Annotated in this window: 25 protein-coding genes; 13 read left to right on the forward strand and 12 right to left on the reverse strand. The window is 73.2% G+C overall.

All coding sequences use genetic code 11. The annotated features are described in order from the left end of the window. Positions 1–33 precede the first annotated feature (33 nt). Both GA0070612_RS15925 and GA0070612_RS15930 read right to left on the reverse strand, forming a co-directional pair. Complete coding sequence (locus GA0070612_RS15925; protein ID WP_088988606.1) at positions 34–864, reverse strand: MBL fold metallo-hydrolase; 831 nt, start codon at positions 862–864, stop codon at positions 34–36. Then, on the reverse strand, positions 861–1,265 hold the full coding sequence (locus tag GA0070612_RS15930) for a thioesterase family protein (protein ID WP_088988607.1): 405 nt from the start codon (positions 1,263–1,265) through the stop codon (positions 861–863). The genes GA0070612_RS15925 and GA0070612_RS15930 overlap by 4 nt, the downstream gene beginning before the upstream one ends. Before the next feature lie 138 nt (positions 1,266–1,403). On the opposite strand from GA0070612_RS15930, the gene GA0070612_RS15935 reads away from it, so the two are divergent. Beyond that, positions 1,404–2,483: a phosphatase PAP2 family protein gene (locus GA0070612_RS15935; protein ID WP_088988608.1), complete on the forward strand. Its 1,080-nt coding sequence runs from the start codon at positions 1,404–1,406 to the stop codon at positions 2,481–2,483. Positions 2,484–2,834: 351 nt separating this feature from the next. On the opposite strand, the gene GA0070612_RS15945 is transcribed toward GA0070612_RS15935, so the two are convergent. The 3 genes from GA0070612_RS15945 to GA0070612_RS15955 form a co-directional block, all read right to left on the reverse strand. Then, entirely contained in the window at positions 2,835–4,211 is a 1,377-nt protein-coding gene (locus tag GA0070612_RS15945) for a PH domain-containing protein (protein WP_197699439.1), read from the reverse strand. A gap of 130 nt (positions 4,212–4,341) precedes the next feature. Continuing rightward, entirely contained in the window at positions 4,342–4,878 is a 537-nt protein-coding gene (locus tag GA0070612_RS15950) for a PH domain-containing protein (RefSeq protein WP_088991538.1), read from the reverse strand. Positions 4,879–5,105: 227 nt separating this feature from the next. Then, positions 5,106–5,336, reverse strand: coding sequence for a hypothetical protein (locus tag GA0070612_RS15955; RefSeq protein WP_088988610.1), 231 nt, complete (start codon positions 5,334–5,336; stop codon positions 5,106–5,108). Positions 5,337–5,576: 240 nt separating this feature from the next. Between GA0070612_RS15955 and GA0070612_RS15960 the strand changes: the two genes are divergently transcribed. Genes GA0070612_RS15960 through GA0070612_RS15970 form a run of 3 tightly spaced genes read left to right on the forward strand, consistent with a single transcriptional unit; the run spans position 5,577 to position 8,610 of the window. Further along, complete coding sequence (locus GA0070612_RS15960) at positions 5,577–6,683, forward strand: AAA family ATPase (RefSeq protein WP_088988611.1); 1,107 nt, start codon at positions 5,577–5,579, stop codon at positions 6,681–6,683. Then, positions 6,662–7,663 carry a DUF58 domain-containing protein gene (locus tag GA0070612_RS15965; protein ID WP_088991539.1) on the forward strand — a complete coding sequence of 334 codons (1,002 nt, stop codon included), beginning with the start codon at positions 6,662–6,664 and terminating at the stop codon, positions 7,661–7,663. Before GA0070612_RS15960 ends, GA0070612_RS15965 begins: the two co-directional genes overlap by 22 nt. Then, complete coding sequence (locus tag GA0070612_RS15970; RefSeq protein WP_088988612.1) at positions 7,660–8,610, forward strand: VWA domain-containing protein; 951 nt, start codon at positions 7,660–7,662, stop codon at positions 8,608–8,610. Before GA0070612_RS15965 ends, GA0070612_RS15970 begins: the two co-directional genes overlap by 4 nt. 90 nt (positions 8,611–8,700) lie before the next feature. On the opposite strand, the gene GA0070612_RS31860 is transcribed toward GA0070612_RS15970, so the two are convergent. The 5 genes from GA0070612_RS31860 to GA0070612_RS15990 form a co-directional block, all read right to left on the reverse strand. After that, positions 8,701–8,856 carry a hypothetical protein gene (locus GA0070612_RS31860; protein WP_167393634.1) on the reverse strand — a complete coding sequence of 52 codons (156 nt, stop codon included), beginning with the start codon at positions 8,854–8,856 and terminating at the stop codon, positions 8,701–8,703. A 122-nt stretch (positions 8,857–8,978) separates the two neighbouring features. After that, positions 8,979–10,211: an acyltransferase family protein gene (locus tag GA0070612_RS15975; RefSeq protein WP_088988613.1), complete on the reverse strand. Its 1,233-nt coding sequence runs from the start codon at positions 10,209–10,211 to the stop codon at positions 8,979–8,981. Beyond that, positions 10,208–11,134: an alpha/beta hydrolase gene (locus GA0070612_RS15980; protein WP_088988614.1), complete on the reverse strand. Its 927-nt coding sequence runs from the start codon at positions 11,132–11,134 to the stop codon at positions 10,208–10,210. Before GA0070612_RS15980 ends, GA0070612_RS15975 begins: the two co-directional genes overlap by 4 nt. A gap of 98 nt (positions 11,135–11,232) precedes the next feature. After that, positions 11,233–11,895 carry a response regulator gene (locus tag GA0070612_RS15985; protein ID WP_088988615.1) on the reverse strand — a complete coding sequence of 221 codons (663 nt, stop codon included), beginning with the start codon at positions 11,893–11,895 and terminating at the stop codon, positions 11,233–11,235. Continuing rightward, a complete protein-coding gene (locus tag GA0070612_RS15990) occupies positions 11,892–13,121 on the reverse strand; it encodes a sensor histidine kinase (protein WP_157742489.1) in 1,230 nt (409 codons plus the stop codon). The genes GA0070612_RS15985 and GA0070612_RS15990 overlap by 4 nt, the downstream gene beginning before the upstream one ends. A 156-nt stretch (positions 13,122–13,277) precedes the next feature. Between GA0070612_RS15990 and fabG the strand changes: the two genes are divergently transcribed. The 4 genes from fabG to GA0070612_RS16010 all read left to right on the forward strand — a co-directional run bounded on the left by fabG (position 13,278) and on the right by GA0070612_RS16010 (position 16,704). Next, positions 13,278–13,982: a 3-oxoacyl-ACP reductase FabG gene (fabG, locus tag GA0070612_RS15995; protein WP_088988617.1), complete on the forward strand. Its 705-nt coding sequence runs from the start codon at positions 13,278–13,280 to the stop codon at positions 13,980–13,982. Positions 13,983–14,012: 30 nt separating this feature from the next. Next, positions 14,013–14,780 (forward strand): enoyl-ACP reductase FabI, encoded by a 768-nt coding sequence (gene fabI / locus GA0070612_RS16000; RefSeq protein ID WP_088988618.1) that lies wholly within the window; start codon positions 14,013–14,015, stop codon positions 14,778–14,780. A 99-nt stretch (positions 14,781–14,879) separates the two neighbouring features. Further along, positions 14,880–15,932 (forward strand): ferrochelatase, encoded by a 1,053-nt coding sequence (locus GA0070612_RS16005; protein WP_088988619.1) that lies wholly within the window; start codon positions 14,880–14,882, stop codon positions 15,930–15,932. Further along, the gene (locus tag GA0070612_RS16010; protein ID WP_088988620.1) at positions 15,925–16,704 is read left to right on the forward strand and encodes an HAD-IIA family hydrolase; all 780 of its coding nucleotides are present in this window, start codon (positions 15,925–15,927) and stop codon (positions 16,702–16,704) included. Before GA0070612_RS16005 ends, GA0070612_RS16010 begins: the two co-directional genes overlap by 8 nt. 310 nt (positions 16,705–17,014) lie before the next feature. Here the strand turns inward: GA0070612_RS16010 and GA0070612_RS16015 are convergent, their stop codons facing one another. After that, positions 17,015–17,809 carry a hypothetical protein gene (locus GA0070612_RS16015; RefSeq protein ID WP_088991540.1) on the reverse strand — a complete coding sequence of 265 codons (795 nt, stop codon included), beginning with the start codon at positions 17,807–17,809 and terminating at the stop codon, positions 17,015–17,017. A 375-nt stretch (positions 17,810–18,184) separates the two neighbouring features. Between GA0070612_RS16015 and GA0070612_RS16025 the strand changes: the two genes are divergently transcribed. Continuing rightward, positions 18,185–18,997, forward strand: coding sequence for a DUF3097 domain-containing protein (locus tag GA0070612_RS16025; RefSeq protein ID WP_088991541.1), 813 nt, complete (start codon positions 18,185–18,187; stop codon positions 18,995–18,997). 337 nt (positions 18,998–19,334) lie between these two features. Here the strand turns inward: GA0070612_RS16025 and GA0070612_RS16030 are convergent, their stop codons facing one another. Further along, positions 19,335–20,648: a serine hydrolase domain-containing protein gene (locus tag GA0070612_RS16030; RefSeq protein WP_088991542.1), complete on the reverse strand. Its 1,314-nt coding sequence runs from the start codon at positions 20,646–20,648 to the stop codon at positions 19,335–19,337. Positions 20,649–20,757: 109 nt separating this feature from the next. Between GA0070612_RS16030 and GA0070612_RS16035 the strand changes: the two genes are divergently transcribed. From GA0070612_RS16035 to GA0070612_RS16050, 4 genes are all read left to right on the forward strand, one after another. Continuing rightward, on the forward strand, positions 20,758–21,231 hold the full coding sequence (locus GA0070612_RS16035) for an NfeD family protein (protein WP_088988621.1): 474 nt from the start codon (positions 20,758–20,760) through the stop codon (positions 21,229–21,231). 5 nt (positions 21,232–21,236) lie between these two features. After that, positions 21,237–22,343, forward strand: a complete 1,107-nt coding sequence (locus tag GA0070612_RS16040) for an SPFH domain-containing protein (protein WP_088991543.1) — start codon at positions 21,237–21,239, stop codon at positions 22,341–22,343. Positions 22,344–22,496: 153 nt separating this feature from the next. Further along, the gene (locus GA0070612_RS16045; protein WP_088988622.1) at positions 22,497–23,264 is read left to right on the forward strand and encodes a hypothetical protein; all 768 of its coding nucleotides are present in this window, start codon (positions 22,497–22,499) and stop codon (positions 23,262–23,264) included. A 204-nt stretch (positions 23,265–23,468) separates the two neighbouring features. Next, entirely contained in the window at positions 23,469–25,667 is a 2,199-nt protein-coding gene (locus tag GA0070612_RS16050; RefSeq protein WP_231924578.1) for a transglycosylase domain-containing protein, read from the forward strand. Positions 25,668–25,726 lie beyond the last annotated feature (59 nt).

Raw genomic sequence — 25,726 nt, forward strand, 5'->3', positions numbered from 1 at the left:
TGAGCTGACCCGCCGCTCCGGGCGGGCCGCGGGTCAGCTCTCGCCGTCGAGTTCCAGGTAGCCGCGCCGGGCGGCGATCAGGGCGGCGCGCGCACCGAAGGGCGCCTCGGCGGCCACCCGCTCCGCCGGGGCGCTGCCGGTGTGCGCGGCCCGGATCAGCCAGGCCAACCTGGCCAGCTCGGCGTGCTGGGCGCGGACGAAGTCGACGTCCACCGGGTCACCGTGACCCGGCACCACCGTCGTGTGCGCGGTGGTCAGCCGCAACAGGTCCGCGACCGCGTCCGGCCACTTCAGGGGGTACGAGTCCTCGAAGGCGGGCGGGCCGCTCTGCTCCACGAGGTCACCGGCCACCAGCACGTCGGCGTCCGGCACGTGCACCACCAGATCGGCCTCGGTGTGCCCCCGGCCCGGGTGCCGCAGCAGCACCCGCCGGCCACCCAGGTCGAGCGTCGTCTCCGTCTGCACGGCGTGCGTCGGGGCGAGCAGGGGCGTGTCGGCCAGCTGGGCGGCGAGCGTCGGGTGCTCCGTGCGCACCTCCTCGTACGCCTCCCGGCGCAGCCGCTCCGGCTCGTCGCGCAGGGCCGCGACGGCCAGCTCGTGCGCGTACACCGGGCGGGGTGGCTCGCCCGCCAGGACGGCGTTGCCGAAGCAGTGGTCGTAGTGGTGGTGGGTGTTGACGAGCGTCAACGGTCGGTCGGTGACCGCCCGGACGGCGGCGGCCAGGTCGCTGGCCTGCGCGGCCGACGAGAGCGTGTCCACCAGCAGGGCCTCGTCGTCGCCCACGACCAGGGTGACGTTGACCCGCAGCATCGGCTCGCGTCGCACGTACACCCGGTCGGCGACCTCGACGAAACCGGCGGTCACGACACCCGCCCGGCGCGTTCGACGAAACGGTGCCGGTCCACCATGATCCGGTCGACCCGGCCCCGAGCCACCGTCTGGTCCCCGTCGCTGACCGTGACCTCGAACGACAGCCGCCGACCGTCGACAGTCGCCAGCAGGGCCTGCGCCCGGACCGTCCGGCCGACCACGGTCGGCGCCAGGTGTTCCAACTCGACCCGGGTGCCCACGCTCGTCGACCCGGGCGGCATCCCGGTCGCCGTCGCCGCGACGGTCGCCGCCTCGACGAGCGCGAGGACCCGGGGAGTGCCCAGCACCGGTACGTCCCCCGAACCCACCGCCCGGGCGGTGTCCGCGTCGGTGACTGTCAACTCGACCTGGGCGGTCAGACCCGGCGCGAAGGCCGGCTCGGGCTGCTCCTGCATGGTCGTCAGCCTAGGTGCTCACCGAGCCCGTCGAGCACGCCCCCGGGGATCCCGACGCCCACCGTCTCCCACCTGTGCGCGGCCCCGCCGGGTGGTCCCCGTCGGTCGATGCCGTACCCGTCGTTAACCTTGACGGCGATGGCCGTCGTGACTGACCCCCAGCCCCCCGCCCGGACCGACCCGCCCGCGTCCCCGGACGGTGGTCGTCGGCGCGTCGTCGCCATGACCGTCTGGGCGGTCACCTTCGTCGCCGCGTGGCTGGCCATCGGGCTGCCCACCGACCCCGCGTACGCCTTCGTCTGGATCTGGGCGGCGACGATCGCCTGGAACAGCGAGCGGCCGTGGCGCAGCCACCTGCGCTTCGCCCGAGACTGGGTGCCGGTGGTGCTGCTGTTCGTCGTCTACAACCTCTCCCGGGGGTTCGCCGACAACGGGGCCACCCCGCACGCGATGGAGTTGATCGTCGCCGACCGGTTCATGTTCGGCTGGGCCACCGGCGGGGAGGTGCCCACCGTCTGGTTGCAGCAGCACCTCTACCACCCGCAGGTGCACTGGTGGGACATCGCGGCGAGCTGGGTGTACTTCTCCCACTTCGTGGTGGCGCTCGCCGCCGCCGCGGTGCTCTGGCTGCGCGACCGGCACCGCTGGGCCGCGTACATGCGGCGCTGGGGTTTCCTCTGCGCCGCCGGCCTGGTCACCTACTTCCTCTACCCGGCCGCCCCGCCCTGGTGGGCCGCGCAGAACGGGCTGCTCACCGAGGTCGCCCGGATCTCCACCCGGGGCTGGAAGGCGTTCGGCATGCACGGCGCCGGCAACGTCCTCAACGCCGGTCAGATCGCCTCCAACCCGGTCGCCGCGATGCCGTCGCTGCACACCGCGTGGGCGCTGTTCGTGGTCCTGTTCTTCCTCGCCGGCACCCGCCGCCGCTGGTGGCCGCTGCTGCTCGCGTACCCGTTGGCGATGACCTTCACCCTGGTCTACTCGGGTGAGCACTACGTGATCGACGTGCTGGTCGGCTGGGCGTACGTGGGGTTGACCTTCCTGGTGGTCGGCCTGGCCGAGCGGGGCTGGGCCGCCTGGCGGGCCCGTCACCCGAAGGCCGGAACCCCACCGCCCCCCGAGCTGACGGACGACCCCGAGACACCACCCACCGAACCCCCGTCCCCCCGCACACCCACCACCCCCAGCACAACCCCCCAAGTCCCCGCCGACCACTGACCCCCGGCGCCCCCGCCCTGCCCCCGCCCCTGCTGCCCCCGCCCCCGCCCCCGCCCCCGCCCCCGCCCATGTCCCTGCCCCTGTCCCTGCGCCCGGCCCCGCCCCCGTGCCCGTGTTGATCAAGACGTTTGCGTCACCCCACCCCCGATCCCTGACGCAAACCTCTTGATCAACACCGGTAGCGCGGGGGTGCCGGGTGCGGCGTCGCGTTGATCATGACGTTGTCGGCCTTCCGGTCGGCTGTCGGGGGGGACAACGTCATGATCAACCCGGGTGGGCGGGTGGGCGGGTGGATGGGCGGTTGGGTGGGGGTGGGTGGGTGGGTGGGTGGGTGGGGGGGGAGGGGTGGGTTTAGGGGCGGTGGTGGGCTTGGTGGGCTCGGTGGGTCAGGTCGGCGGCCAGGGCCCAGGCTTCGGCCAGGTCGCGGTCCTGGGCCGTGGCACCGGAACCGCCGGCGGTGTCCGCGTGCACCGAGGCCAACCCGAGGCGGCGCTGGATCGGCCCCTGCACCACCCGCACGCTCTGGATACGGGCGTACGGCACGATCACCAACTGGCGGGTGAGCCGCCCGGAGCGAGTGGCGAACACCTCCTCGAACAACCCCGCACCGAGGGCGCGACGGCCCAGCGGGTGCAACCACCGCGTCCGGGCCGGCGGAGGGCTCAGCGTCAGGGCGTCGAGGCGTACCCCCGGAAGCACCTCCGCGACGATCATCGTCGCGGTCGGCAGGTCACCGACCGGCAGCAGCCGGTCGGGTCGGTTGCGATCGTCGGCCTCCGCGACGGAGAACCCGGCCACCTCCAGGCGCAGCCGCAGCCAACCGTTGACCCGCCACAGCAGCGGCCAGGTGGCGCGCACGGTCTGCACCCGGGCCAGCGGTACGGTCTGCGAGCGCGTCTCCAGCAGGCCGTTGTGCACCCGCAACGTGCCGCCGTCGCGGGCCAGCCGGAAGTTCCAGTCGTCGAGCACCCGGCGCACCGGTTGCAGCAGCACACCGGCCATCGCGGTCAGCGTGCTCGCCACCGCGACGAACGACCACGACCCCGCGGTGAGGAACTGGATCACGACGAACGCCACACCGAACGGGAGCAGGAACGCCTGCGGTGTGAGTAGTTGACTGATCAGCAGACTCTCGTTGCGTACCGCGTGCAGTGGCCGGCCCGGCGCGGCGACCGTCGGCGCGGGCGCTCCCGGGGTCACCGCGGACGTCGCGTCCGCCGGCTCCGGTGCCGGTGCCTGCGCCACCCGCCCGGCCAACGCCAGCAGCCGGTCGCGCAGCCGGGCCGCGTCGGCCACCCCGAGGTACGCCAGGGGCGCCTCCGTCTTGCCGCCACCGACCACCTCCAGCCGCAGCTCGGCCAGGCCGGTGAGCTGGGCGAGCAGTGGCCGCACCACCTCGACGGCCTGCAGACGCTCCAACGGAATGGCCCGGGTACGACGCCAGAGCAGGCCCTCGTGCACCCGGAGTTCGCGGCCGACCACGTGGTAGCCGGTGTTGTACCAACTCACCACCGACAACACCGTCGCGCCCAGCGCCAGCACCGCCACCATGGCGGCGAACCAACCGAAGCCCACACGGGACAGCGTCGACCAGGACAACCCGGCGATCACCACGACCAGTGACTTGGCACCGTGCAGGACCGGACTGAGCGGGTGCAGCCGCTGCCGGGGCTCGCCGTCGCCACCGCCCGCCGGCACCGGCCACGGGGCCGACGCGTCCGGTGGCATCGGCACGTGCGGCGTCGGGCTGGCCGGCGGCACGGTGCTCGGCTCGGCGGGCCCGTCGCTCATCGCGCCGGTCCTCGCGACTGCGGCCCTAGCGACTGCGGGGCTCGCAACCCCGGCTCACTCCTCGCGCTCACAGGCCCTCCGCCCGGTCCTCGCCGAGCGCGGTGAGCCGGTCGCGCAGCCGGGACGCCTCCGCCGGCCGCAGCCCGGGCACCCGGGCGTCGCTCGCCGCCGCAGCCGTGTGCAACTGCACGGTGGCCAGGTCGAAGGCGCGCTCCAACGGCCCGGCGCTGACGTCGACGAACTGCATTCGCGAGTACGGAACGATGGAGAGCCGCCGGACCAGGAGCCCGTGCCGGACCAGCAGGTCGTTCTCCCGTTCGGCGTACCCCCAGGCGCGCACCGCCCGGACGATCGCGATGGCTCGCCAGCCGCCGAGCAGCGCGACGACGGCGACGGCGAGCCCGAACAACCAGTGGCCGCTGAGGGCCCAGCCCACCGCCGTCACGGCCAGCCCGATGGCGACCACGACCGCCAACCGGATCAGCTCCACCCAGATCAGGTCGGTGGAGATCGGCTGCCAGTTGACGGTGCTCGGCCAGGGATCCAGCGGCCCCCGCCCCAACGGCGGCAGAGGAGCGGCCGGCAGGAGCCCGGGTGCGGGCAGGTCGGGTGCGCGCTGGTCGGCGTCGGGCGTCGGGCGGTGACCAGGCGGCGGCAGCGCGCCCGGCGGCAGCGGCGCGGGCCACGAGGCGTCGGGCGCGACGGGCTCCGGGCCGAGCGTGCCCGGTGCCGGGAACGCGCCGGGCGGTGGGTCGACACCGGGTGGTGCGGAGGCCGGGGTGGGCGGCCGGGACGGGGAGGTGGGGCCGGGGGAAGCCGGTGGGTCGCCGCTCACGTGTCGAGCGTAGGCGATCCGGGCACCGGAGTGACGGCACGCAGGAAGCCCCGGGCGTCCAGGAAGTCACCGAGGCTGCCCCGGTGCTCGGCGCAGGCCAGCCAGGTCTTGCGCCGGTCGGCGTCGTGCAGCCGGGGATTGTTCCACTTCAGGGCCCAGACCGCGGCGGCCCGGCAACCCCGGGCCGAACAGACCAGGGCTTCGTCGGCGGGGGAGGGGATGCTCATCCCGGCCAGTCTAGGGCGCGGGACGGGAAGTTTGAGCGCCGGGCGACCACGGGGGGAGCCGCCCGGCGACGGGATGAATCGTACACGCGGCGGGCCGATCCGTGCACACCCGCGTTGCGCGGTTCGGCCGCCGGGGACGGCGCGGCGAAAATCGGGTTCTCCCCACCTCGACACTCAGCAAGGCATGCGAGTCTTGATACCGCACCAGCCGCGACGACCGAATGATGCTGTGGAGGACCGGTGGCCCAGCCGACCATGCCCGACGCCCCGACGCCGAACGGGGCGGCACCACAGACGCCCGCGCCGGTGACCACACCCGCGCAGGACGCCACCCTGCTGGAGAAGGCGCTGTTCGAGATCAAACGCGTGATCGTCGGGCAGGACCGGATGGTCGAGCGGATGTTCGTCGCGCTGCTCGCCCGTGGTCACTGCCTGCTCGAAGGGGTGCCCGGGGTCGCCAAGACCCTGGCCGTGGAGACCCTCGCCACCGTCGTCGGCGGGTCCTTCGCCCGCGTGCAGTTCACCCCGGACCTGGTGCCGGCCGACATCATGGGCACCCGGATCTACCGGCAGTCGAGCGAGAAGTTCGACGTCGAGCTGGGCCCGGTCTTCGTCAACTTCCTGCTCGCCGACGAAATCAACCGGGCCCCGGCGAAGGTGCAGTCCGCGCTGCTCGAGGTGATGAGCGAGCGGCAGGTGTCCATCGGTGGGGAGAGCCACCGGGTGCCCGACCCGTTCCTGGTCATGGCCACCCAGAACCCGATCGAGCAGGAGGGCGTCTACCCGCTGCCGGAGGCGCAGCGCGACCGGTTCCTCATGAAGATCGTGGTGGGTTACCCGACCGACGCGGAGGAACGGGAGATCGTCTACCGGATGGGCGTGGCACCGCCGGAGCCGGTCGCGGTGTTCGACACCCCGGAGCTGATGGCCCTGCAACGCAAGGCCGACCAGGTCTTCGTGCACAACGCCCTGGTCGACTACGCGGTGCGGCTGGTGTTGGCCACCCGCGCCCCGGCCGAGCACGGCATGCCCGACGTCGCGCAGTTGATCCAGTACGGTGCCAGCCCGCGCGCCTCCCTGGGCCTGGTCCGGGCCACCCGCGCGTTGGCGCTGCTGCGGGGGCGCGACTACGCGTTGCCGCAGGACGTGCAGGACATCGCGCCGGACATCCTGCGGCACCGGTTGGTGCTCAGCTACGACGCGCTCGCCGACGACGTGCCCGCCGACCACATCGTGCACCGGGTGATGTCGACGATTCCCCTGCCGGCTGTCGCGCCCCGGCAGCAGGCCACCCCGACGTCGAGCGTGCCCCCGCCGGGCGCCGGCTGGCCCGGGCAGCGCCCGTGACCTCACCCACCCCTCGTCCCGCCCCCCTCGCCGACCGGAGTGAGGCCGTGCTGTCCCGGCTTCAACTGCTGGTCACCCGCAAGCTCGACGGTCTGCTGCAGGGCGACTACGCCGGTCTGCTCCCCGGGCCGGGCAGCGAGGCGGGGGAGTCCCGGGAGTACCGCCCCGGCGACGACGTGCGCCGGATGGACTGGCCGGTCACCGCCCGGACCACCACCCCGCACGTGCGGCGTACGGTGGCCGACCGGGAGTTGGAGACCTGGCTGGCGCTGGACCTCTCCGCCAGCCTGGACTTCGGCACCGGGCAGTGGCTCAAACGCGAGGTGGTGGTCGCCGCGGCGGCGGCCATCACCCACCTGACCGTACGCGGTGGCAACCGGATCGGCGCCGTGATCGGCACCGGTGGCGGCGCTCCCGTGCCGGCCCGACGCCGGCGGAGCGCACCGCCGCCGGCCGGGCCGGGAGTGCTCACCCGTCTGCCGGCCCGCTCGGGTCGCAAGGAGGCGCAGGGTCTGCTGCGTACCGTCGCCGGCACCACCATCCAACCCGGCCGTGGTGACCTGGGTGCCCTGATCGAGATGCTCAACCGCCCGCCTCGACGGCGCGGGGTGGTAGTGGTGGTCTCGGACTTCCTCGCGCCGCCCGAGCAGTGGGCCCGGCCGTTGCGCAAACTGCGGGTCCGCCACGACGTGCTGGCGATCGAGGTGGTCGACCCGCGTGAGCTGGAACTGCCCGACGTGGGCGTGCTGCCCGTGGTCGACCCGGAGAGCGGCGAGCTGCACGAGGTGCAGACCGGCGACCCTCGGCTGCGGCAGCGCTACGCCGACGCCGCCGCCGCCCAACGCGCCACGATCGCCGCCGCCCTGCGCGGCGCCGGCGCGGCCCACCTGCGCCTGCGTACCGACCGAGACTGGCTGCTGGACATGGTGCGATTCGTGGCCGCGCAGCGGCACGCCCGCACCAGGGGGACGACACGATGATCCGTTTCATGCAACCGTGGTGGCTGCTGGCCGTGCTGCCGGTGCTCGCGCTCGCCGCGTTCTACATCTGGCGGCAGCTGCACCGCCGGGCGTACGCGATGCGGTTCACCAACGTGGACCTGCTGCGGACGGTGGCGCCGAAGGGGCTGGGCTGGCGTCGGCACGTCCCGGCGACCGCGTTCCTGCTCTGCCTGCTGGTGCTGGCCACCGCGTTGGCCCGGCCGGCGGTGGACACCAAGGAGCCGCTGGAGCGGGCCACCGTGATGCTCGCCATCGACGTGTCGTTGTCGATGCAGGCCGACGACGTGGCGCCGAACCGGTTGGAGGCGGCCCAGGAGGCGGCCAAGCAGTTCGTCGGGGAGCTGCCGGAGAGCTACAACCTGGGCCTGGTGTCGTTCGCCAAGGCGGCGAACGTGCTGGTGCCGCCGGGTAAGGACCGGGACGCGGTGACGAGTGCCATCGACGGGCTGGTGCTGGCCGAGGCGACGGCGACCGGCGAGGCGGTGTTCACCTGCCTGGAGGCGATCCGATCGGTGCCGGCCGACGGCGCGGCGGGCATCCCGCCGGCCCGGATCGTGCTGCTCTCGGACGGTTTCCGCACCTCCGGGCGTGCGGTGGAGGAGGCGGCGGCAGCCGCGCAGGCCGCCAACGTCCCGGTCTCCACCATCGCGTTCGGCACCGACACCGGTCAGGTCGACATCGGCGGGCAGTTGCAGCGGGTGCCGGTGGACCGGTTGGCGCTCGCCGACCTGGCCGAGACCACCGAGGGCTACTTCTACGAGGCGGCGACGGTGAGTGAGCTGAAGCAGGTCTACCAGGACATGGGCAGCTCGATCGGGTTCCGCACGGAGCCGCGCGAGGTGACCCAGTGGTACGCGGGGATAGCGCTGCTGCTGGCGCTCTGCGCCGGTGCCCTCAGCCTGCTCTGGTCGTCCCGGATGCTCTGAGCGGTGGGCTGGCGGCGGGCAGCGGTGGGCCGGCGGCGGGCAGCGCCGCCGGCCGTCCGTAGCGGACGACCGACACGAGTGAACAGCCGGTCAGTGACCGCCGCCGGCCAGGACGAAGACGACGGCCACCCAGACGGCGGCGAGGGTGAAGCCCAGCGGGGCGACGTAGCGGCTCATGGACGGCTCCGGGTGGCGGCAGGACGGTCCGCGATGCGGGGGCGGACCGCAGGGGGTGGGGACGCGCACACGAAGTCGTGACCGGGCAGCTCCCGGCGACCACCCGGAGTCGGGCGGCGCGGCACACACCTCGGCGTGGACCGAGGTGGTCGGGAGCGAAGCGGGGTCAGCTCACCGGACTGAGTCGTGGCTCAGCGGGACTGACCATCGGCCCGGCCACGACTGGGAGGATCGCTATCTCGCACAGCGATCACCTCCTGCAAGTCGGGCCGGCCGGAACGTCGATGATCGTACACCGGCGACGCCGCCGGGGCGTACTCGGCCGACCGGCCAGAAACCCCTCCACCACCCGGGCGTCGCGGTGCCCGTGGTCGGCCGGTCCGCACCACGGTCACCAGCACCGCGGCCAGCAGCGGAAGCCAGCCGAACCGCGCCAACACCCAGCCCGTGCTGTCCGGTGCGGTGTGCAGCCCCGGCAGGGTCAGCCCGCCGCGCGCGGTGAGCGCGGTCACCGTCACCAGGACCGGCTGATGCCACAGGTAGATCCGGACCGCCTGCCGGTTCACCCTTGACACCGCTCGGCCCGGTAGCGGCCGGGTCAGCAGCCGCTCCAGCGTCGGCCGCTCCAGCAGACCCAACCCGACCTGGGTGACCGCCAGCGCCACCGCCAGCAGCGACGGCGGGTTCAGGTTGGACACCCCGGCCCCGGGCACCCCGACCGCGCTCACCGGATATCCCAGCGCCAGCAACGCCCCGAGCGCGGCGGCCCCACCCGCCGCCAGCGTGCCGGCCACCCGCCCGTCGCCCAACCGCCCGTCGGCGTGCGCCACCCCGAGCAGGTACGGCACCGACCAGGCCGCCAGCACGGTGACCGGTGGCAGGTCGGTGCCGGCCGGTAGCAGGCGCACGGCCAGGTCGACCGCCGCGACCACCGCCACCGCCGGGGCGACGACCCGGGCCACCCCCCAACGTTGTACGGCGGCGCGCAGTGGGCTGGTCACCGCCACCAGGAACACCAGCGGCACCAGAAACCACAGTGGACTGACCGCGAGTCGGAGCGCGACGGAGAGCATGTCGTCCGAGGTCCCGGCGACGGTGGCGGCGAGCAGCACCGCCGCGCCCACCCCGAGCAGCGCCACCGTCGGCAACAGCAGCCGGCGCAGCCGACGGGCCAGCCAGCCGCCCGCGCGTCCCCGATGGCTCGCCAACGACCGGGTCGACCCGAAACCGGCGGTGAAGAAGAACAGCCCGAGCGTCTGCAACACCCAGGTCACCGGGGCCAGGCCGGGTAGGGCCGTCAGAGGGCTGGCCTGGTGCAGCCCACCGTCATCGGTCAGCACCAGTCCGGTCACCAACCAGTGCCCCAGCACCACCCCGCCGATCGCGTACGCCCGCAACGCGTCGACGGCACGGTCCCGGCTCACCGGGCGTCCCCGCCCCGACCGGCAACGGTGCCGAGCACCCCCGCGTCGGAGCCGCCGAGCACCACCGTCGCCGCCGCGACCAGCGTGGCGCTGCCGGACACGAGGTAACCGTCGTGCCCGGCCACCCCGCCCACCGGCAGGGGGCGCGCGCCGAACGCCTCGTCACCCGGACGGCGGCCGAAACCCAGGCCGAGCAGTCGCACCGACGGCACCCGGCGGATCCAGTCGGTCGGCGCCTCCGCCGCCCAGAACCGCCGCCGACCGGGCAGATCGTCCGCGTGCTGCACCCCGGCACCGACACCGCCGAGGGTGACCACATCGGTGACCTGGGCGGGGGCGTCGGCCGCCGCCAGCGACACCACCAGCGCCCCGTAGCTGTGCCCGACCAGCGTGATCGTCGCCGCCGGACGTCGAGCGGCCAGTTTCCGCAGCAGCACGACCAACCCGGCCGCGCCGCGCCGGGCGCTGCCGCCACCGGCGGCGGTCAGCACCCCGTCCGGCGGGTCGTAACCCAGCCAGGCCAGCACCGCCACCCGCGCCGTCGGCGCGGTCGCCACCAGCTCCCGGTAGAGCCGCCCGGCCTGCACCGCCGGCGCGCGGCGAGCCACCCCGCCCAACCCCCTGTCGAAGTCGGCCAGGGTGCTCCCCACCCCCGGCACCAGCACCGCGATCCGATCCGCGCCGGCCAGGTCGCCGAACACCTCCACCGCGCGGCCGTCGCCACGCGTGTCGAACGTCAAGAACCGGCGTCCGTCGGCCGCCCAGTCCGCGTACGGGGGGCCGGCCGCGCGCATCGCCGCCGCCGTGACGGGGTACGCCTCGACGAACCCCGCCGCCGCGACCGGCTCGGGTCGGGTCGGCAGGACCAGGTTCACGCCCAGCAGCGCGGCCACCGCCACCCGACCGGCACCTCGTCGTCGCATCAGTTCTCCCTCCGGAATGTCGTCCGGAGGGAGAGTGCGTGCACGGCCGGCGCTCGGTCGTCATCCCGGGGAGCCGTCTGTGGACTGGCTCCCCGGGGCTACTCCCCGGCGGCCACCAGACCCGTCTCGTACGCCAGCACCACCGCCTGGGCCCGGTCGCGCAGCCCCAGCTTCGCCAGGATCCGCCCGACGTGCGTCTTCACCGTCTGTTCGGCCACCACCAGGTCGGCGGCGATCTCCGTGTTGTTGCGGCCCCGGGCGATCAACCGCAGCACCTCGGTCTCGCGCGGAGTGAGCCCGGCCAGGTCGGTGGGGCGCGGACGGCGGCGCTCCGGTCGGGCCGCGAACTCGGCGATCAACCGGCGGGTCACCGCCGGGGCGAGCAGCGCGTCCCCGGCCGCCACCACCCGCACCGCCTGCACCAGATCGGCCGCCGGAGCGTCCTTGAGCAGGAACCCGCTGGCCCCGGCGCGCAGCGCCTCGTACACGTAGTCGTCCAGGTCGAACGTGGTGAGGATGAGCACCCGGGGTCGCTGCGCCGAGCGGTCACCGAGCAGCTTGCGGGTGGCCTCCAGCCCGTCCATGACCGGCATCCGCACGTCCATCAGCACCACGTCCGGGTCGAGGTGGCGGGCGGCGGTGACGGCCTGCGCGCCGTCGGCGGCGTCCCCCACCACCAGCAGGTCCGGTTGGGCGGCGAGCAGCGCGCCGAAACCCTGTCGAACCATCGCCTGGTCGTCGGCGATCAACACCCGGATCATCGGTCCCCGCTCTCCGCGTCGTACGGCAACTCGGCTGCCACCGCGTAACCTCCGTCGGGCAGCGGCCCGGCGGTGAACGTACCGCCCAGTGAGGTGGCCCGCTCCCGCATACCGGTCAGACCGTGTCCGGGATCGCCGGCGGCAGTCGGCGGGGCGTCGGCCGGGGAGTTCTCGACGCGTACCGTCAGACCGCAAGGACCGACGCGGACGGTGACCCGCACCGCGGCGCCGGGCGCGTGCCGGGCCGCGTTGGCCAGCCCTTCCTGCACGATGCGGTAGGCAGCCAGCCCGACCGGCGCGGGCACCCGCCCGTCGTCCGCCGGCCCGGCGTCCACTGTGACCGGCAGCCCGGCCCGGCGTGCCGTGTCGACCATCGTGCCCAGGTCGGTCAGGTCCGGCTGCGGCGCGGTCTCCGGCCCGGTCGTCTCGCTGCGCAGCACCCCCAACAGTCGCCGCATGTCGGTCAGCGCGTCGCGGGCCGAGGCGGCGATGGCCACGAACTCGTCAGCCGTCGGGGCCGGCACGCCCGTCAGCCGGTACGGGGCCGTCTCCGCCTGCACCGCGATCAGCGACATGTGGTGGGCCACCACGTCGTGCATCTCCCGGGCGATCCGGGTGCGTTCCTCCAGCACCGCCCGGCGTTCCTGCTCCCGCTCGTTGCGCTCGGTCTGCACGGCCAGCTCCCGGCGGGACAGCCGGTTGCGCCGGATCAGGTCCCCGACGATCGCCAACGCGCCGATCAGCAGCAGGACAGGCACCCGGTTGTCGGGGTGGACCAGCGTGAACACCGGCACCGTGCTGATCGCCACCACCCAGGCCAGCACCGGCCGGTCGACCCGCGTGACGACCACCGCCAGCACCGCCACCGACCCGAGCGCCAGCGGTGGTGTCCACGGCCAGGACCGGTCGGCGGGCGCGTTGAACGTGCAGGTCAGCAGGGCCAGCACCGTCAGCCGCCACGCCAGCAGCGGACGCCGGGGCAGCGCCAGCAGTGGCGCCACGGTCATCGCCGAGAACAGCAGCGCGACCGGCAGCGGCAGGCCCCACTCGCTCTCCACGGTCAACGTGATCAGGAAGAGGCCGAGGGCGGCCAGCAGGCCGACCGGGGCGGCGTACCGGGCCGGGCCGGGCCACCGCGCCAACAGGTGCCGACCGGGCGGGGCGTCGCGGCCCCACAGGGTCTGCCGGAGGCCTACGAGGGCCAGGGTGATCGGTCGCCGGTTCACCACCCGGAGGCTACGTGCCGACCTCGCCACGAGGCGTGCCACCAGGGGTTGATCCCGGTGTCGTACCCCGGTGTGACACGCGACTCCCGTTAGCGCTTACCTGTGGGTAACGCCTAGGCTCGCCTGCGACTGAGATCAGCTGAGCAAGGGGGAACAGTGGCCCGTACCGTGCTGGTGACCGGGGGCAACCGGGGGATCGGCCTCGCCGTCGCGCAGGCCTTCGCCAAGCAGGGCGACCGGGTGGCGGTCACCCACCGCAGCGGCGACGCACCCGAGGGGCTGTTCGGCGTACGCGCCGACGTCACCGACGCCGCCTCCGTCGACGCCGCGTTCGACGCCGTCGAGGCCGAGCTGGGCCCGGTCGAGGTACTGGTCGCCAACGCCGGCATGACCGCCGACACGCTGCTGCTGCGGATGACCGAGGAGCAGTTCACCGGTGTGGTCGACACCAACCTCACCGGCGCGTTCCGGGTGGCCAAGCGCGCCTCCGGCAAGATGCTCCGCGCCAAGTGGGGCCGTATGATCTTCATCTCGTCGGTGGTCGGTCTCGCCGGTGGTGCCGGGCAGGTCAACTACGCCGCCAGCAAGGCCGGCCTGGTCGGCGTGGCCCGCTCGATCACCCGGGAACTGGGCAGCCGCAACATCACCGCGAACGTGGTGGCGCCCGGCTTCATCGACACCGACATGACCTCGGGCCTGTCCGAGGACCGCAAGGCGGAGATCCGCAAGTCGATCCCGGCCGGCCGGATGGCCAGTCCGGACGAGGTCGCCGGGGTGGTCACCTGGCTGGCGTCCGACAGCGCCGGGTACGTCTCCGGCGCCGTGATCCCGGTCGACGGCGGCCTCGGCATGGGCCACTGACCCCCCATCTACGTACGGAGGAACCCCCGGATGTCCGGACTGCTCGCCGGTAAGCGGCTGCTCGTCACCGGTGTCATCACCGACGCCTCGATCGCCTTCTCGGTGGCGAAGCTCGCCCAGGAGAACGGTGCGCAGGTCGTGCTCACCGGCTTCGGTCGGCTCTCCCTGGTCGAGCGGATCGCCAAGCGGCTGCCCGAGCCGGCCCCGGTGATCGAGGTCGACGTCACCAACACCGAGCACCTGGCCAGCCTCGCCGACCGGGTCCGCGAGCACGTCGACGGCCTCGACGGTGTCGTGCACTCGATCGGTTTCGCCCCGCAGAGCTGCCTCGGCGGCGGCTTCCTCGACGCGCCGTGGGAGGACGTGGCCACCGCCCTGCACGTCTCCACCTTCTCGTACAAGTCCCTCGCGATGGCGGCGCTGCCGCTGATGTCGCCGGGCGGCGCGGTGGTCGGCCTGACCTTCGACGCGACGAAGGCGTGGCCGGTCTACGACTGGATGGGCGTGGCCAAGGCCGGCCTGGAGTCGGCGTCCCGCTACCTGGCGCTGCACCTGGGCAAGCAGGGCATCCGCAGCAACCTGGTCGCCGCCGGGCCGCTGCGCACCATCGCCGCGAAGTCGATCCCCGGCTTCGACCAGTTCGAGGACGCCTGGACCGAGCGTGCCCCGCTGGGCTGGAGCCTCACCGACCAGGAGCCCGCCGCGAAGGCCTGCCTGGCGCTGCTCTCCGACTGGTTCCCCGCCACCACCGGTGAGATCGTGCACGTCGACGGCGGCTACCACGCCATCGGCGCCTGACGCTCCCCGCGACGCCCCCTGGTCGCCGTCCGCGTGATCCACGCGTCCGGACCAGGGGGCGTCGCCGGCACGTCCGGGCCGAGGGGCGAGAATGACACCATGTCGTACGACGCGGTGGTGCTGGTGTCCTTCGGTGGGCCGGAGCGGCCCGAGGACGTGATGCCGTTCCTGCAGAACGTGACCCGCGGCCGAGGTGTGCCGCCCGAGCGGCTGGCCGAGGTCGCCGAGCACTACCAGCACTTCGGTGGGGTGTCCCCGATCAACCAGCAGTGCCGGGACCTGCTGGCCGCCGTCCGGGCCGACTTCGCCGCGAACGGCATCGACCTGCCGGTCTACTGGGGCAACCGCAACTGGGACCCGATGCTCGCCGACACCGTCACCCGGATGCGCGACGACGGGGTCACCCGGGCGTTGGCCTTCGTCACCAGCGCGTACGGCGGCTACTCGTCCTGCCGGCAGTACCAGGAGGACATCGCCGCCGCCCGCGCCGCCGTCGGCCCGGACGCCCCGGTGATCGAGAAACTGCGTCAGTTCTGGGACCACCCCGGCTTCGTCGAGCCGCACGTCGACGCGGTCCGGGCGGCCCTGGGCCAGCTCGACCCGGCGTTGCGGGCCACCACCCGGCTCGTCTTCACCGCCCACTCCATCCCCACCTCGATGGCGGCCAACGCCGGGCCGCACGGCGGCCGGTACGAGGCGCAGCTCCGCGAGACCGCCCGGCTCGTGGCCGAGGCCGCCGCACCGGACCTGGAGTACGACCTCGTCTGGCAGAGCCGCTCCGGCCCACCGCAGGTGCCGTGGCTGGAGCCGGACGTGAACGACCACCTCGCCACCCTCGCCCAGGGCGGCACCACCGGCGTGGTGGTCAGCCCGATCGGGTTCGTCTCCGACCACCTCGAGGTCGTGTGGGACCTGGACACCGAGGCACTGGAGACGGCCAAGCAACTCGGCCTGGACTTCGTCCGGGCCGCCACCCCCGGCGTCGACCCGCGCTTCGTGGCCATGGTGCGGGAACTGGTCACCGAACGGACCGACCCGGACGGCGCGCAACTGCGCCGCCGCCTCGGCGAGCTGCCGATGTGGGACACCTGCCCGACCGTCTGCTGCGTACCGACCCGTCGCCCGACGCCTGCTGGGGGCACCGATGCATGACCGTAAGCCCGTGCAGAGTTGGCTGACCGACATGGACGGCGTGCTGGTGCACGAGGGCCAGCCGGTGCCCGGCGCGCCGGAGTTCATCAACCGGATGCGCGCCTCCGGCAAGCCGTTCCTGGTGCTGACCAACAACTCCATCTACACCCCACGCGACCTGACCGCCCGGCTCAGCCGGATGGGACTGGACGTGCCGGAGGAGTCGATCTGGTCGTCCGCCCTGGCCACCGGCCAGTTCCTCGCCGACCAGCGGCCGGGCGGCACCGCGTACGTCATCGGTGAGGCCGGTCTGACCACGGCCCTGCACGCCGTCGGCTACGTGCTCACCGACTTCGCCCCGGACTACGTGGTGCTCGGCGAGACGCGCACCTACAGCTTCGAGGCGATCACCAAGGCGGTCCGCCTGATCAACGACGGGGCCCGGTTCATCTGCACCAACCCCGACGTGACCGGCCCGTCCGTGGAGGGCGCCCTGCCCGCCGCCGGCTCGGTCGCCGCCATGATCTCCAAGGCCACCGGGGTGGAGCCGTACTTCGTCGGCAAGCCCAACCCGATGATGATGCGCTCGGCCCTCAACACGATCAACGCGCACTCGGAGAGCACCGCGATGATCGGGGACCGGATGGACACCGACATCCTGTGTGGCCTGGAGGCCGGGCTGGAGACGATCCTGGTGCTGACCGGGATCAGCAGCCGTACCGAGGCGGAGCGCTACCCGTACCGCCCGTCTCGGATCGTCAACTCCGTCGCGGACCTGCTCGACGAGATCTGACCGGTCGGCCGCGCTGCCCCCGCCGAGCGTGATCATGCAAGGCGGGCGCGCGGGGGCCCGTCGGCGGTGTGGTGCGCCGGGGCCGCCGCACTCGTGCTGGGTCCGATCGCCGCCGTGAACACGGGCGTACCGCACGAATCTGCCGGTGGAGCTGCGGTCCGCGACGGTTGACGCCTTCGAGCGATATACCTCTGAGTCAATATAAATACCTCTGAGGTGTGTCGCTCGCGAGCAACCGGCCGTCGACCCGGAGCGTCACCCCGGCGAACGCCGGTACGGTGCTCGGCAAGCGGCCCGCGCGGGTGACCGGTCAGGGGCGGAGTGGGGCGTTGCAGGCTGCCACCAGCGCCTGCCGGCAGGCCGCGGTGAGCGGACGCAACGCGGCGTCGCGTTGCTGGGCCTCGTAGTTGTTGATCGCACCACCGGGGGCGGCGTGCCCGGCCAGCGCGAGCACCCGGTCGAGCACCGCAGCCCGGGCGAAGAGCCGACGGGCCCGCGGGTCGAAGCCCGGCGGCAGGTCGGTCGCGCCGTCGGGGCGGCGCAGCGCGGCCAGCGCGCCGGCCAGCTCGGGCCGCCACTGGGCCACGTCGAGGCGGGTCAACGCGGCGGTCGTCTCGGCGAGCGCGGCGGCCAGCTCGGCCTCCGCCTCGGCGGCGCCGGGCAACGAGAGTGACGCGGCGGGGGCGTTGGCGGGCAGCGGGTACACCCGCCACAGCACCGTCTCGAAGCAGTCCCCCGAACCGGAGGTGTGCGAGCGGACCTCCGGGATCAACCCGAGCCCGCCGGCCACCACCGCCTCGCCCGCGACCAGCGCCGCACCGGCGAAGTCGCCGGGCCCGGGCAAGCCCCGAGGGTCACCGGGCGCGGGCAGCACCAGGCGGATCTCGTCCGGGGAGAGCTTGGCCAGGGTGGGCAGCGCGGCGCCCAGCGGGACGTCGGTCCAGGTGCCGGGGGCGTCCGCGACGAGGTGCTCCTCGTCGCCGGCGATGGCGTCGGCGACTTCGTCGTACGGCACCAACCCGGCGCGCCACGCGCGCACCCAGGCAACGAACCGGCTCGACCGGCGCGGCGCGAGTGTGGCCGCGCCCGTTGCGGGGGTGGACATGCCGAAAGGGTACGTGGTCACCACCGGCCCTGTCTCGACTGCCGCTCGGGCCGCCCGCCCTGCCCCGAACTGCTCCCTTCACCCCATTCCCCACCCCGGGCCCCGCGCCCCCGCCCCGCCCCCCGCCCCCGCCCCGCGCCCCCGCCCCGGCCCCGCTCCCCGCCCCGGCCCCGGCCCCTGCCCGCCCCGCCGTCCGCCCCCCGTTTGCGTCGATCATGGAGTTGTGGTGGGCGATACTCGGCTCTTGCGGGGGTTTGTGGGGCACCACAACTCCATGATCGACGAGGCCAGGGCTCGCGGGGTCGGGTGTGGTGGGGAAGCTGGGGGCGGTGTGTCGGGAGGTGGGGTGGAGGTCGGGGAGTTAGCGTGATCGACATGGCGGGGCGATACGGCGAAGACGTGTTGGCGGGGGACTGGCGGCGACGGAAGGTCACCCCCGAGGTGGACGCCGAACCGGACCTCGTGGTCGAGGACGCCGACTCGGGGTTCTGCGGCGCGGTGATCGGCTTCGAGGCCGGCGCGGTCGTGTTGGAGGACCGGCACGGCAAACGGCGCAACTTTCCGTTGCTACCCGCGGCGTTCCTGCTGGACGGTCGCCCGGTCACCCTGCGCCGGCCCGCCCGCGCGCCGGTGCCGGCGGCCCGTCGACGCACGGCGTCCGGCTCGGTGGCGGTGGACAACGTCTGGGCGCAGGTCGCCAAGGCGAGCCGGATCTGGGTGGAGGGCATCCACGACGCCGCGCTGGTCGAGCGCATCTGGGGCGACGACCTGCGCATCGAGGGCGTCGTCGTGGAGCCGCTGGACGGCATCGACGCCCTCGACGCCGACGTACGCGACTTCGGCCCCGCCCCGACCCGACGACTCGGCGTCCTCGTCGACCACCTGGTGCCGGGCAGCAAGGAGAGCCGCATCGTGGCCCGGGTGACCTCGCCGTACGTGCTGGTGACCGGCCATCCCTACGTGGACATCTGGCAAGCGGTCAAGCCGACGGCGCTGGGCATCGCGGCGTGGCCGGTGGTGCCGCCGGGACGACCGTGGAAGGAGGGGGTCTGCGCGGCCCTCGGGGTGGCCGAGCCAGCCGACATGTGGCGGCACATCCTGTCCCGGGTGAACAGCTTCGCCGACGTGGAGACCCCACTGATCAACGCCATGGAACGCCTCATCGACTTCGTCACCGAACCAGCCTGACCCACCGCCCCGCCCCGCCCCGCCCCGCCGCCGCCCGCCGCCGCCGCCCGCCTCCCGCCGCCCGCTCGCCCGCCCTGATGTTGCTGTCTCATCGCGCGCGGAGGCAGCAACGTCCCTGATGTTGTGCGGATCTTGCAGGCAAGGCGCGCCAGGGCAAGGCGCGCCAGGGCAAGGCGCGCCAGGGCAAGGCGCGCCAGGGCAAGGCGCGCCAGGGCAAGGCGCGCCAGAGCAAGGCGCGGCGGGTCGGGCCAGGGCGGGTCGGGCCGGGGCGCGGTGGGTCGGGCGTGGTTCGGATCGGGGTGGACGCGGGCGAGGCGCGGGCCAGGGCGGCTCGTGCTCAGGGCTCCTGGTCGGGGGTGCGGGTGTAGACGAAGGTGGCGATGTCCAGCGCGACCGCCCGGCCCTGCTCGTCGCGGCGCACGGTGAGGATCTCGCCGTCCTGTCCACCGGCTCGTCCACGCCAGCGGTCGGGGCCCTCGGCGACGAAGTGGAGGTTCGGTGCGCCGACCGGGCCGGCGCGCAGATCGCCGTCGGCGTCCGCGTACACCTCGATGGTGGTGCCCATCCACCACCAGCGGCCGGTCAGCTCGGCGAGTTCGGCGGGCGGCGGGGTGGTGGCCGGCCGCCACGGGGCGACCGGCGCGGGTTCGGTGTCCACCACCATCGTGAGCAGCCGCCGTCCGAGCGCGCCGAGGTGCACGTTGCGCAGGGTGTACGCGTTGACCAGGCCGACCACTGCGGTACGGCTGGGCCGGTGCACGGCCAGCGAGGCGCCGTAGCCGGGCATCGATCCGCCGTGTCCGACGTACACCCGGTTGCCTTCCCGGAACAGCTCCAGGCCGAGGCCGTGCCCGTGGGTCCAGGCCTCGTGGTCGCTGATGACGACGGGGGAGCACATCTCGGTCAGTGTGTCGGCGGCCAGCACCGACGGGTCGGGGTCGGCCAGGAACGCGGCCCACCGGCCCAGGTCCTCGATCGTGGACCAGAGTTGCCCGGCGGGGGCCATCGCGCCGGTGTCGGTGCGCGGCTCCTCGCGCAGGGTGTCGTGCCAGGGGTGGACGACGTAGCCGCGCGCGTACGGCTCGGTCGCGTCGTACGTGGTGCGACCCATGCCCAGCGGAGTGAGGATCCGCTGGGCGAGCAGGTCGACCCAGGGAGTTCCGGTGAGCGCTTCGAGCACTCCGCCGAGCAGACCGTACGCCAGGTTGGAGTAGTGGTACGTGGCGTGCGGCGGGTAAGCGATCTTGTCGGCGGTGACCCCGGCGAGCAGGGTGGGCAGGTCGACGCCTTCGGTCCGCTCCCACCAGTCGCCGTCGGGTTCGCGTTGCAGGCCGCTGGCGTGCCCGAGGAGTTGGCGCACGGTGAGCGTGCCGAGGCCGGTGCCCGGTAGGTGCCTCTCCAGCGGGTCGTCGAGGGCGAGCCGGCCGGCGTCGCGCAGCTGCATGATCAGGGTCGCGGTCATCGTCTTGCTGATCGAGCCCAGCCGGTACTGCAGGTCGACGTCCGGGCGGGGGTGCTCGCCGGCGGTGGCCACGTGCGTCAGGGTGCCGTCGCGGACGACGCCCACCACCAGCGACGGGGCGTGCCCGTCGCGCTGTGCCTGGGCGACCTGGTCGTCGATCTGTCGGGCGGTCTCGGGCAGCAGTGACAACGGTGTCTCCTCGGGGTCGGGCGCCCGGATCACGGTCAGAGAGGGCCCCGCCGAGCCTACTGATCTTCGCGGGGAGGCCGCGCGTGCATGTGCGTGTCACGATCGTGGGGTGGACGCGGTGGTGTGGATCGTATTGGGTGTGTTGCTGGCGGTCGCCGAGATCTTCACGACGACGCTATTTCTGATCATGTTCGGGGTCGGTGCGTTCGCCGCCGCCGGGGCTGCCGCTCTGGGCGCGCCGGTGGCGGTGCAGGCGCTGGTCTTCGCTGTGGTGTCGGCGTTGAGCCTGGTGGTGGCCCGGCCGGTCATCCGGCGGCACCAACGTTCCGCGCTGGACAGCGGCGAGCAGCCGTTCGGCGTGGAGGCGATCGAGGGCTCCACGGCGTTGGTGCTGGAACGGGTGGACGCCGAGCACGGTCTCGTCAAGATCGACGGCGAGCTGTGGACCGCCCGGTCGTACGACACGACGCAGGTTCACGACCCCGGCCAACGGGTTCGGGTGATAAAGGTCCGGGGCGCGACCGCCCTGGTGTGGCAGGACGATGTTTCTTCCCCCGGCGAGCTGCCGGAAGCGAGAGGGTGAACGGGATGACAGTCATTGGGGTGCTGATCATCGCGGTGGCGTTGATCGCCGTGATAACGCTGGCGAAGGCGGTGCGGATCGTGCCGCAGCAGCGCCAGGACGTGGTGGAACGGCTCGGTAAGTACAAGCGCACCCTCAGCCCCGGCCTCAACCTGCTGGTGCCGTTCATCGACGCGGTTCGTACCAAGGTCGACATGCGGGAGCAGGTGGTCAGCTTCCCGCCGCAGCCGGTGATCACCTCGGACAACCTGGTGGTCTCGATCGACACGGTCCTCTACTTCAAGGTGGTCGACTCGGTTCGCGCGACCTACGAGATCTCCAGCTTCCTGCAGGCCATCGAGCAGCTCACCGTCACCACGCTGCGTAACGTGATCGGTTCGCTGGACCTGGAGCGGGCGCTGACCAGCCGCGACGAGATCAACCGGCACCTGTCCGGGGTGCTGGACGAGACCACCGGCCGCTGGGGCATCAAGGTGACCCGTGTGGAGATCAAGGCGATCGAGCCGCCGGCCAGCATCCGCGACTCCATGGAGAAGCAGATGCGCGCCGAGCGGGACCGCCGCGCGGCGATCCTGACCGCCGAGGGGCACAAGCAGTCGCAGATCCTCACCGCCGAGGGTGAGAAGCAGTCGGCGGTGCTGCGGGCCGACGGTGACCGGCAGGCCCGCATCCTGCAGGCCGAGGGTCAGGCGAAGGCGATCCGCACGGTCTTCGACGCGATCCACCAGGCGAACCCGAGCCAGAAGGTGCTCGCCTACCAGTACCTCCAGGCCCTTCCGCAGATCGCCCAGGGCAGCGCCAACAAGGTCTGGATCGTCCCGGCCGAGCTGACCAAGGCCCTGGAGGGGATGGGCGGTGCCCTCGGTGGGTTGAGCCAGATGGTGGGGGACCTGCCGGCGCCGGAGGCCGCGGACCACGCGAGCCAGGTGGAGCGCGAGGCCGCGGAGGCCGCCGAGGCCGCAGCCGCGGCGGCCCAGCAGATCCACGACGAGGTACGCGTCGCCGAGGCGCAGGCCACCGGCGCAAGCAAGCCGCAGGGGCTGCCGGCACCGGAGCCGGTGTCTCCGCTGAGTCTGGTCGAGGACCCGGCCGACGAGCGTGAGCGCGGCTGATCCTGGTACACAGGCCGGCAATCCGGCGTTAATACGAGAAATGCTCATGGGGCGCTCCGACGCCTGCCACGATCGGTCCTAGGACGGGTGGTGACCAGGCAATCGGGGCGCCCCGGCGCGTCTCGCACCGCTCGTGGACGAGCGAGGTGACGCATGAAGGATCCGGCGAATCGGATGTGGTCCTCGGCCCGGGTGCGGGGCGCGCACGACCCGGTCGCCCCGCTGGGGTCCCGCCGCACCGGTGGCGGTTTCGGCGTACTGCCCTTCGTCGGCGAGCCGACCCCGGGCGCTCCGGCCACGAACGCCAGTTGGGCCTGGTCGGTGCGGAAGTTCGCGCGCGCCGCCGTGTGGCTGCTGCCCGCGTACGCCATCCTCTACGGCGCGGTGGCGATGGCCAGCGACGGCGGGGTGGGCAACGACCCCTATCCGGCCGACGGCCGGGCGGTGTACCTGATCGGTTGGGTGGCCGCGGTGTGGCTCGGCCTGCTCGCGCTGCTGGCCCTCGCCGGGCTGCTCGCCGCGACCCGCAGCCGCCGGGTGGCGGCTGCCGGGCTGCTGGTCAGCATCGCCGGTACGGTGCTGATGCTGCCCTTCGCCGGGCTCGCCGAGCAGACACCGGTCTTCGGCACCACCGCACGCTCGCTGGTCCTGCTCGGGGCGACCTTCTACAGCGTGGGCTGGTTCCTCACCGGGTGGGCGGTAGCCCGCTCGGGCACGTTCAGCCTCGGCGACGGCATCATGTTGATCATCGCTGCTCCGCTTCTCGGCCTCGGTGGCGCCCTGATCGGTTCGCTCCAGACGTTCGGCGCGATCTTCGTGCTGATCGCCGGCATCGGCATCGGCTACCGCTCCGGCCGCCTGATGCCCCGCGAAACCGCACGAGACGCCGCCAGCGCCAGCCTGAGCACCCCGGCCCCCTGACCGGTCCCCCTGACCGGTCCCCCTGACCTGTCCCCGGTGATCAAGAGGTTTGCGTCAAGAATCGGCCCTCATCTGACGCGAACCTCTTGATCACCGAGCTGAGGGTGGGGGCGTTGGGGATTGGCTGGTGGGGGGCCGTGAAGTTGCTGACAATCGTTCTGCTCGGCTGGTCGGTTAGCGGTTTTTGTGGCAATGCTGGGGAGCATGGCCGCCTCCCGCTCGCCGCTGTCGCGGCTGTTCACCGTGCTGCTCGCCGGCGTGCTGGCCGGGCTCGTCCTGGCCGTCGCCGCGCTCCCGGGCAACCTGCTGCTCGGGCTCAGCGCCCGTGCCGCCCTCGGTTCGTACGCCGCGTTGCCGGCATCGCTGAAGACCCCGGCCACCCCGCAGCGCTCGTACCTCTACGCCAACGACGGCAAGACGCTGCTCACCACGTTCTACGACGTGAACCGTACCGACGTCCCGTTGGCGGACATCGCCCCGGTGATGCGGCAGGCGATCGTGGCGGCCGAGGATCGGCGCTTCTACGACCACGGTGGCGCTGACCTGCGCGGCCTCGCCCGGGCGCTGGTGGCCAACGTCAAGGGCGGCGGCACCGAGCAGGGCGGCTCGACGCTGACCATGCAGTACGTCCGCAACGTGCTCAAGACCGACCCCACCCGCACCGCCGAGGAGCGCGCCGCCGCCACCGACCCCACCGTCGGCCGCAAGATCCAGGAGATCAGGTACGCGAGCGCGTTGGACAAGAACCTCGGCAAGGACGAGATCCTCGACCGGTACCTGAACATCGCCTACTTCGGCTCCGGCGCGTACGGGATCGCGGCGGCCAGCCAGCGGTACTTCGGCAAACCGCCGGCACAGCTGACCCTCGCCGAGTCGGCCCTGCTCGCCGGCCTGGTGCAGTCCCCGGACGCGTACAGCCCGATCGACGGGGACAAGAACGAGGCGCTGGCCCGCCGGTCGTACGTACTGGACTCGATGGTCGCCACCAACGCGATCACCGCGGCGCAGGCCGCCCAGGCCAAGACGGAGCCGCTGACCCTGCACCCGACCGCCCAGCCCAACGGCTGCACGGCTGTCGCCCAGGGTCACGACGACTGGGGATTCTTCTGCGACTACCTGCGGCAGTGGTGGCGGAGCCAGCCGGCGTTCGGCGCCACCGTCGCGGAGCGCGAGCAGGCCCTGCGCTCGGGCGGCTACACCGTGATCACCACGCTGGACCCGAAGATCCAGGCCACCGCGCAGCAGCAGGCCACCAAGGTGTACGGGTACGACAACAAGCGCGCCCTGCCGATCGCGGCGGTCCAGCCGGGCACCGGACAGGTGCTGGCGATGGCGGTCAACCGGCACTACAGCCTGGCCGACAACCCGGCCGGGCAGGCGAACCACCCGAACACCGTGAACCCGTTGATCTCCGGTGGGGCCAGCGTCGACGGGTACCAGGCGGGTTCGACGTTCAAGCTGTTCACCATGCTCGCCGCGTTGGAGTCGGGCCGTACCCTCTCCACCGGCTTCGACGCGCCGGCCAAGCTGCCCACCCGGTACGCCGCCGAGGGCCCGGGCAGTTGCGACGGCCGCTGGTGCCCGGCGAACGCCAACCCGGACTGGATGGACGGGTACCGGATGATGTGGGACGGCTTCGGCCGCTCGGTGAACACCTACTTCGTCTGGTTGGCCGAGCAGGTCGGCCAGGACAAGGTGGTCGAGATGGCGCAGCGGCTGGGCATCACCCTCCGCGCCGACTCGGACGCGGCCTTCGCGAAGAACAACGCCGCGAACTGGGGTTCGTTCACCCTCGGCGTAGCCGCCACCACCCCGCTGGACCTGGCCAACGCGTACGCCACGGTGGCCGCCGAGGGCACCTACTGCACCCCGGTGCCGGTGGTATCGGTGAAGGACGCGAGCGGTGCGACGGTGCCGGTCGGTCAGCCGTCCTGCAAGCGGGTCCTCTACCCCGACGTCGCCCGGGCCGCGACCGACGCCGCTCGCTGCCCGGTGGGTCAGCAGTCCGCGTTCGGGCAGTGCAACGGTGGCACCGCCACCGGTGTGAACGGCATCCTCGACGGCCGGCCGGTGGCGGGTAAGACGGGCAGCTCGGAGCAGAACTCCACCGAGACGTTCGTCGGTTTCACCCCGCAGGTCGCGGTGGCCGGCATCGCCGCCAACCCGGACGACCCGGCCGACTCGGTGGGTTCCGCGGTGCAGACCAAGGTGATCGACGCGGTCGCCCGGGTCATCGCCACCGCCGTCAAGGGCCAGCCGGAGAAGGCGTTCGCAGCGCCCAGCAAGAAGCTGGCCGGCGACCCCCACCGCCCGGTCGAGCGGCCGACGGTCCCGCAGACCCCGCAGAACCAGGACGAGGACCGCCTGTCCCCGCTGGAACGCTGGCTGAACCGCCGAGGCTAACCCCACCCCCCACCCCGCCCCGCCCCGCCCCACCCACGCCGCCCCACCCACGCCGCCGC

Source organism: Micromonospora chokoriensis, from assembly GCF_900091505.1.
In the GTDB taxonomy this organism is placed as follows: Bacteria; Actinomycetota; Actinomycetes; order Mycobacteriales; family Micromonosporaceae; genus Micromonospora; species Micromonospora chokoriensis.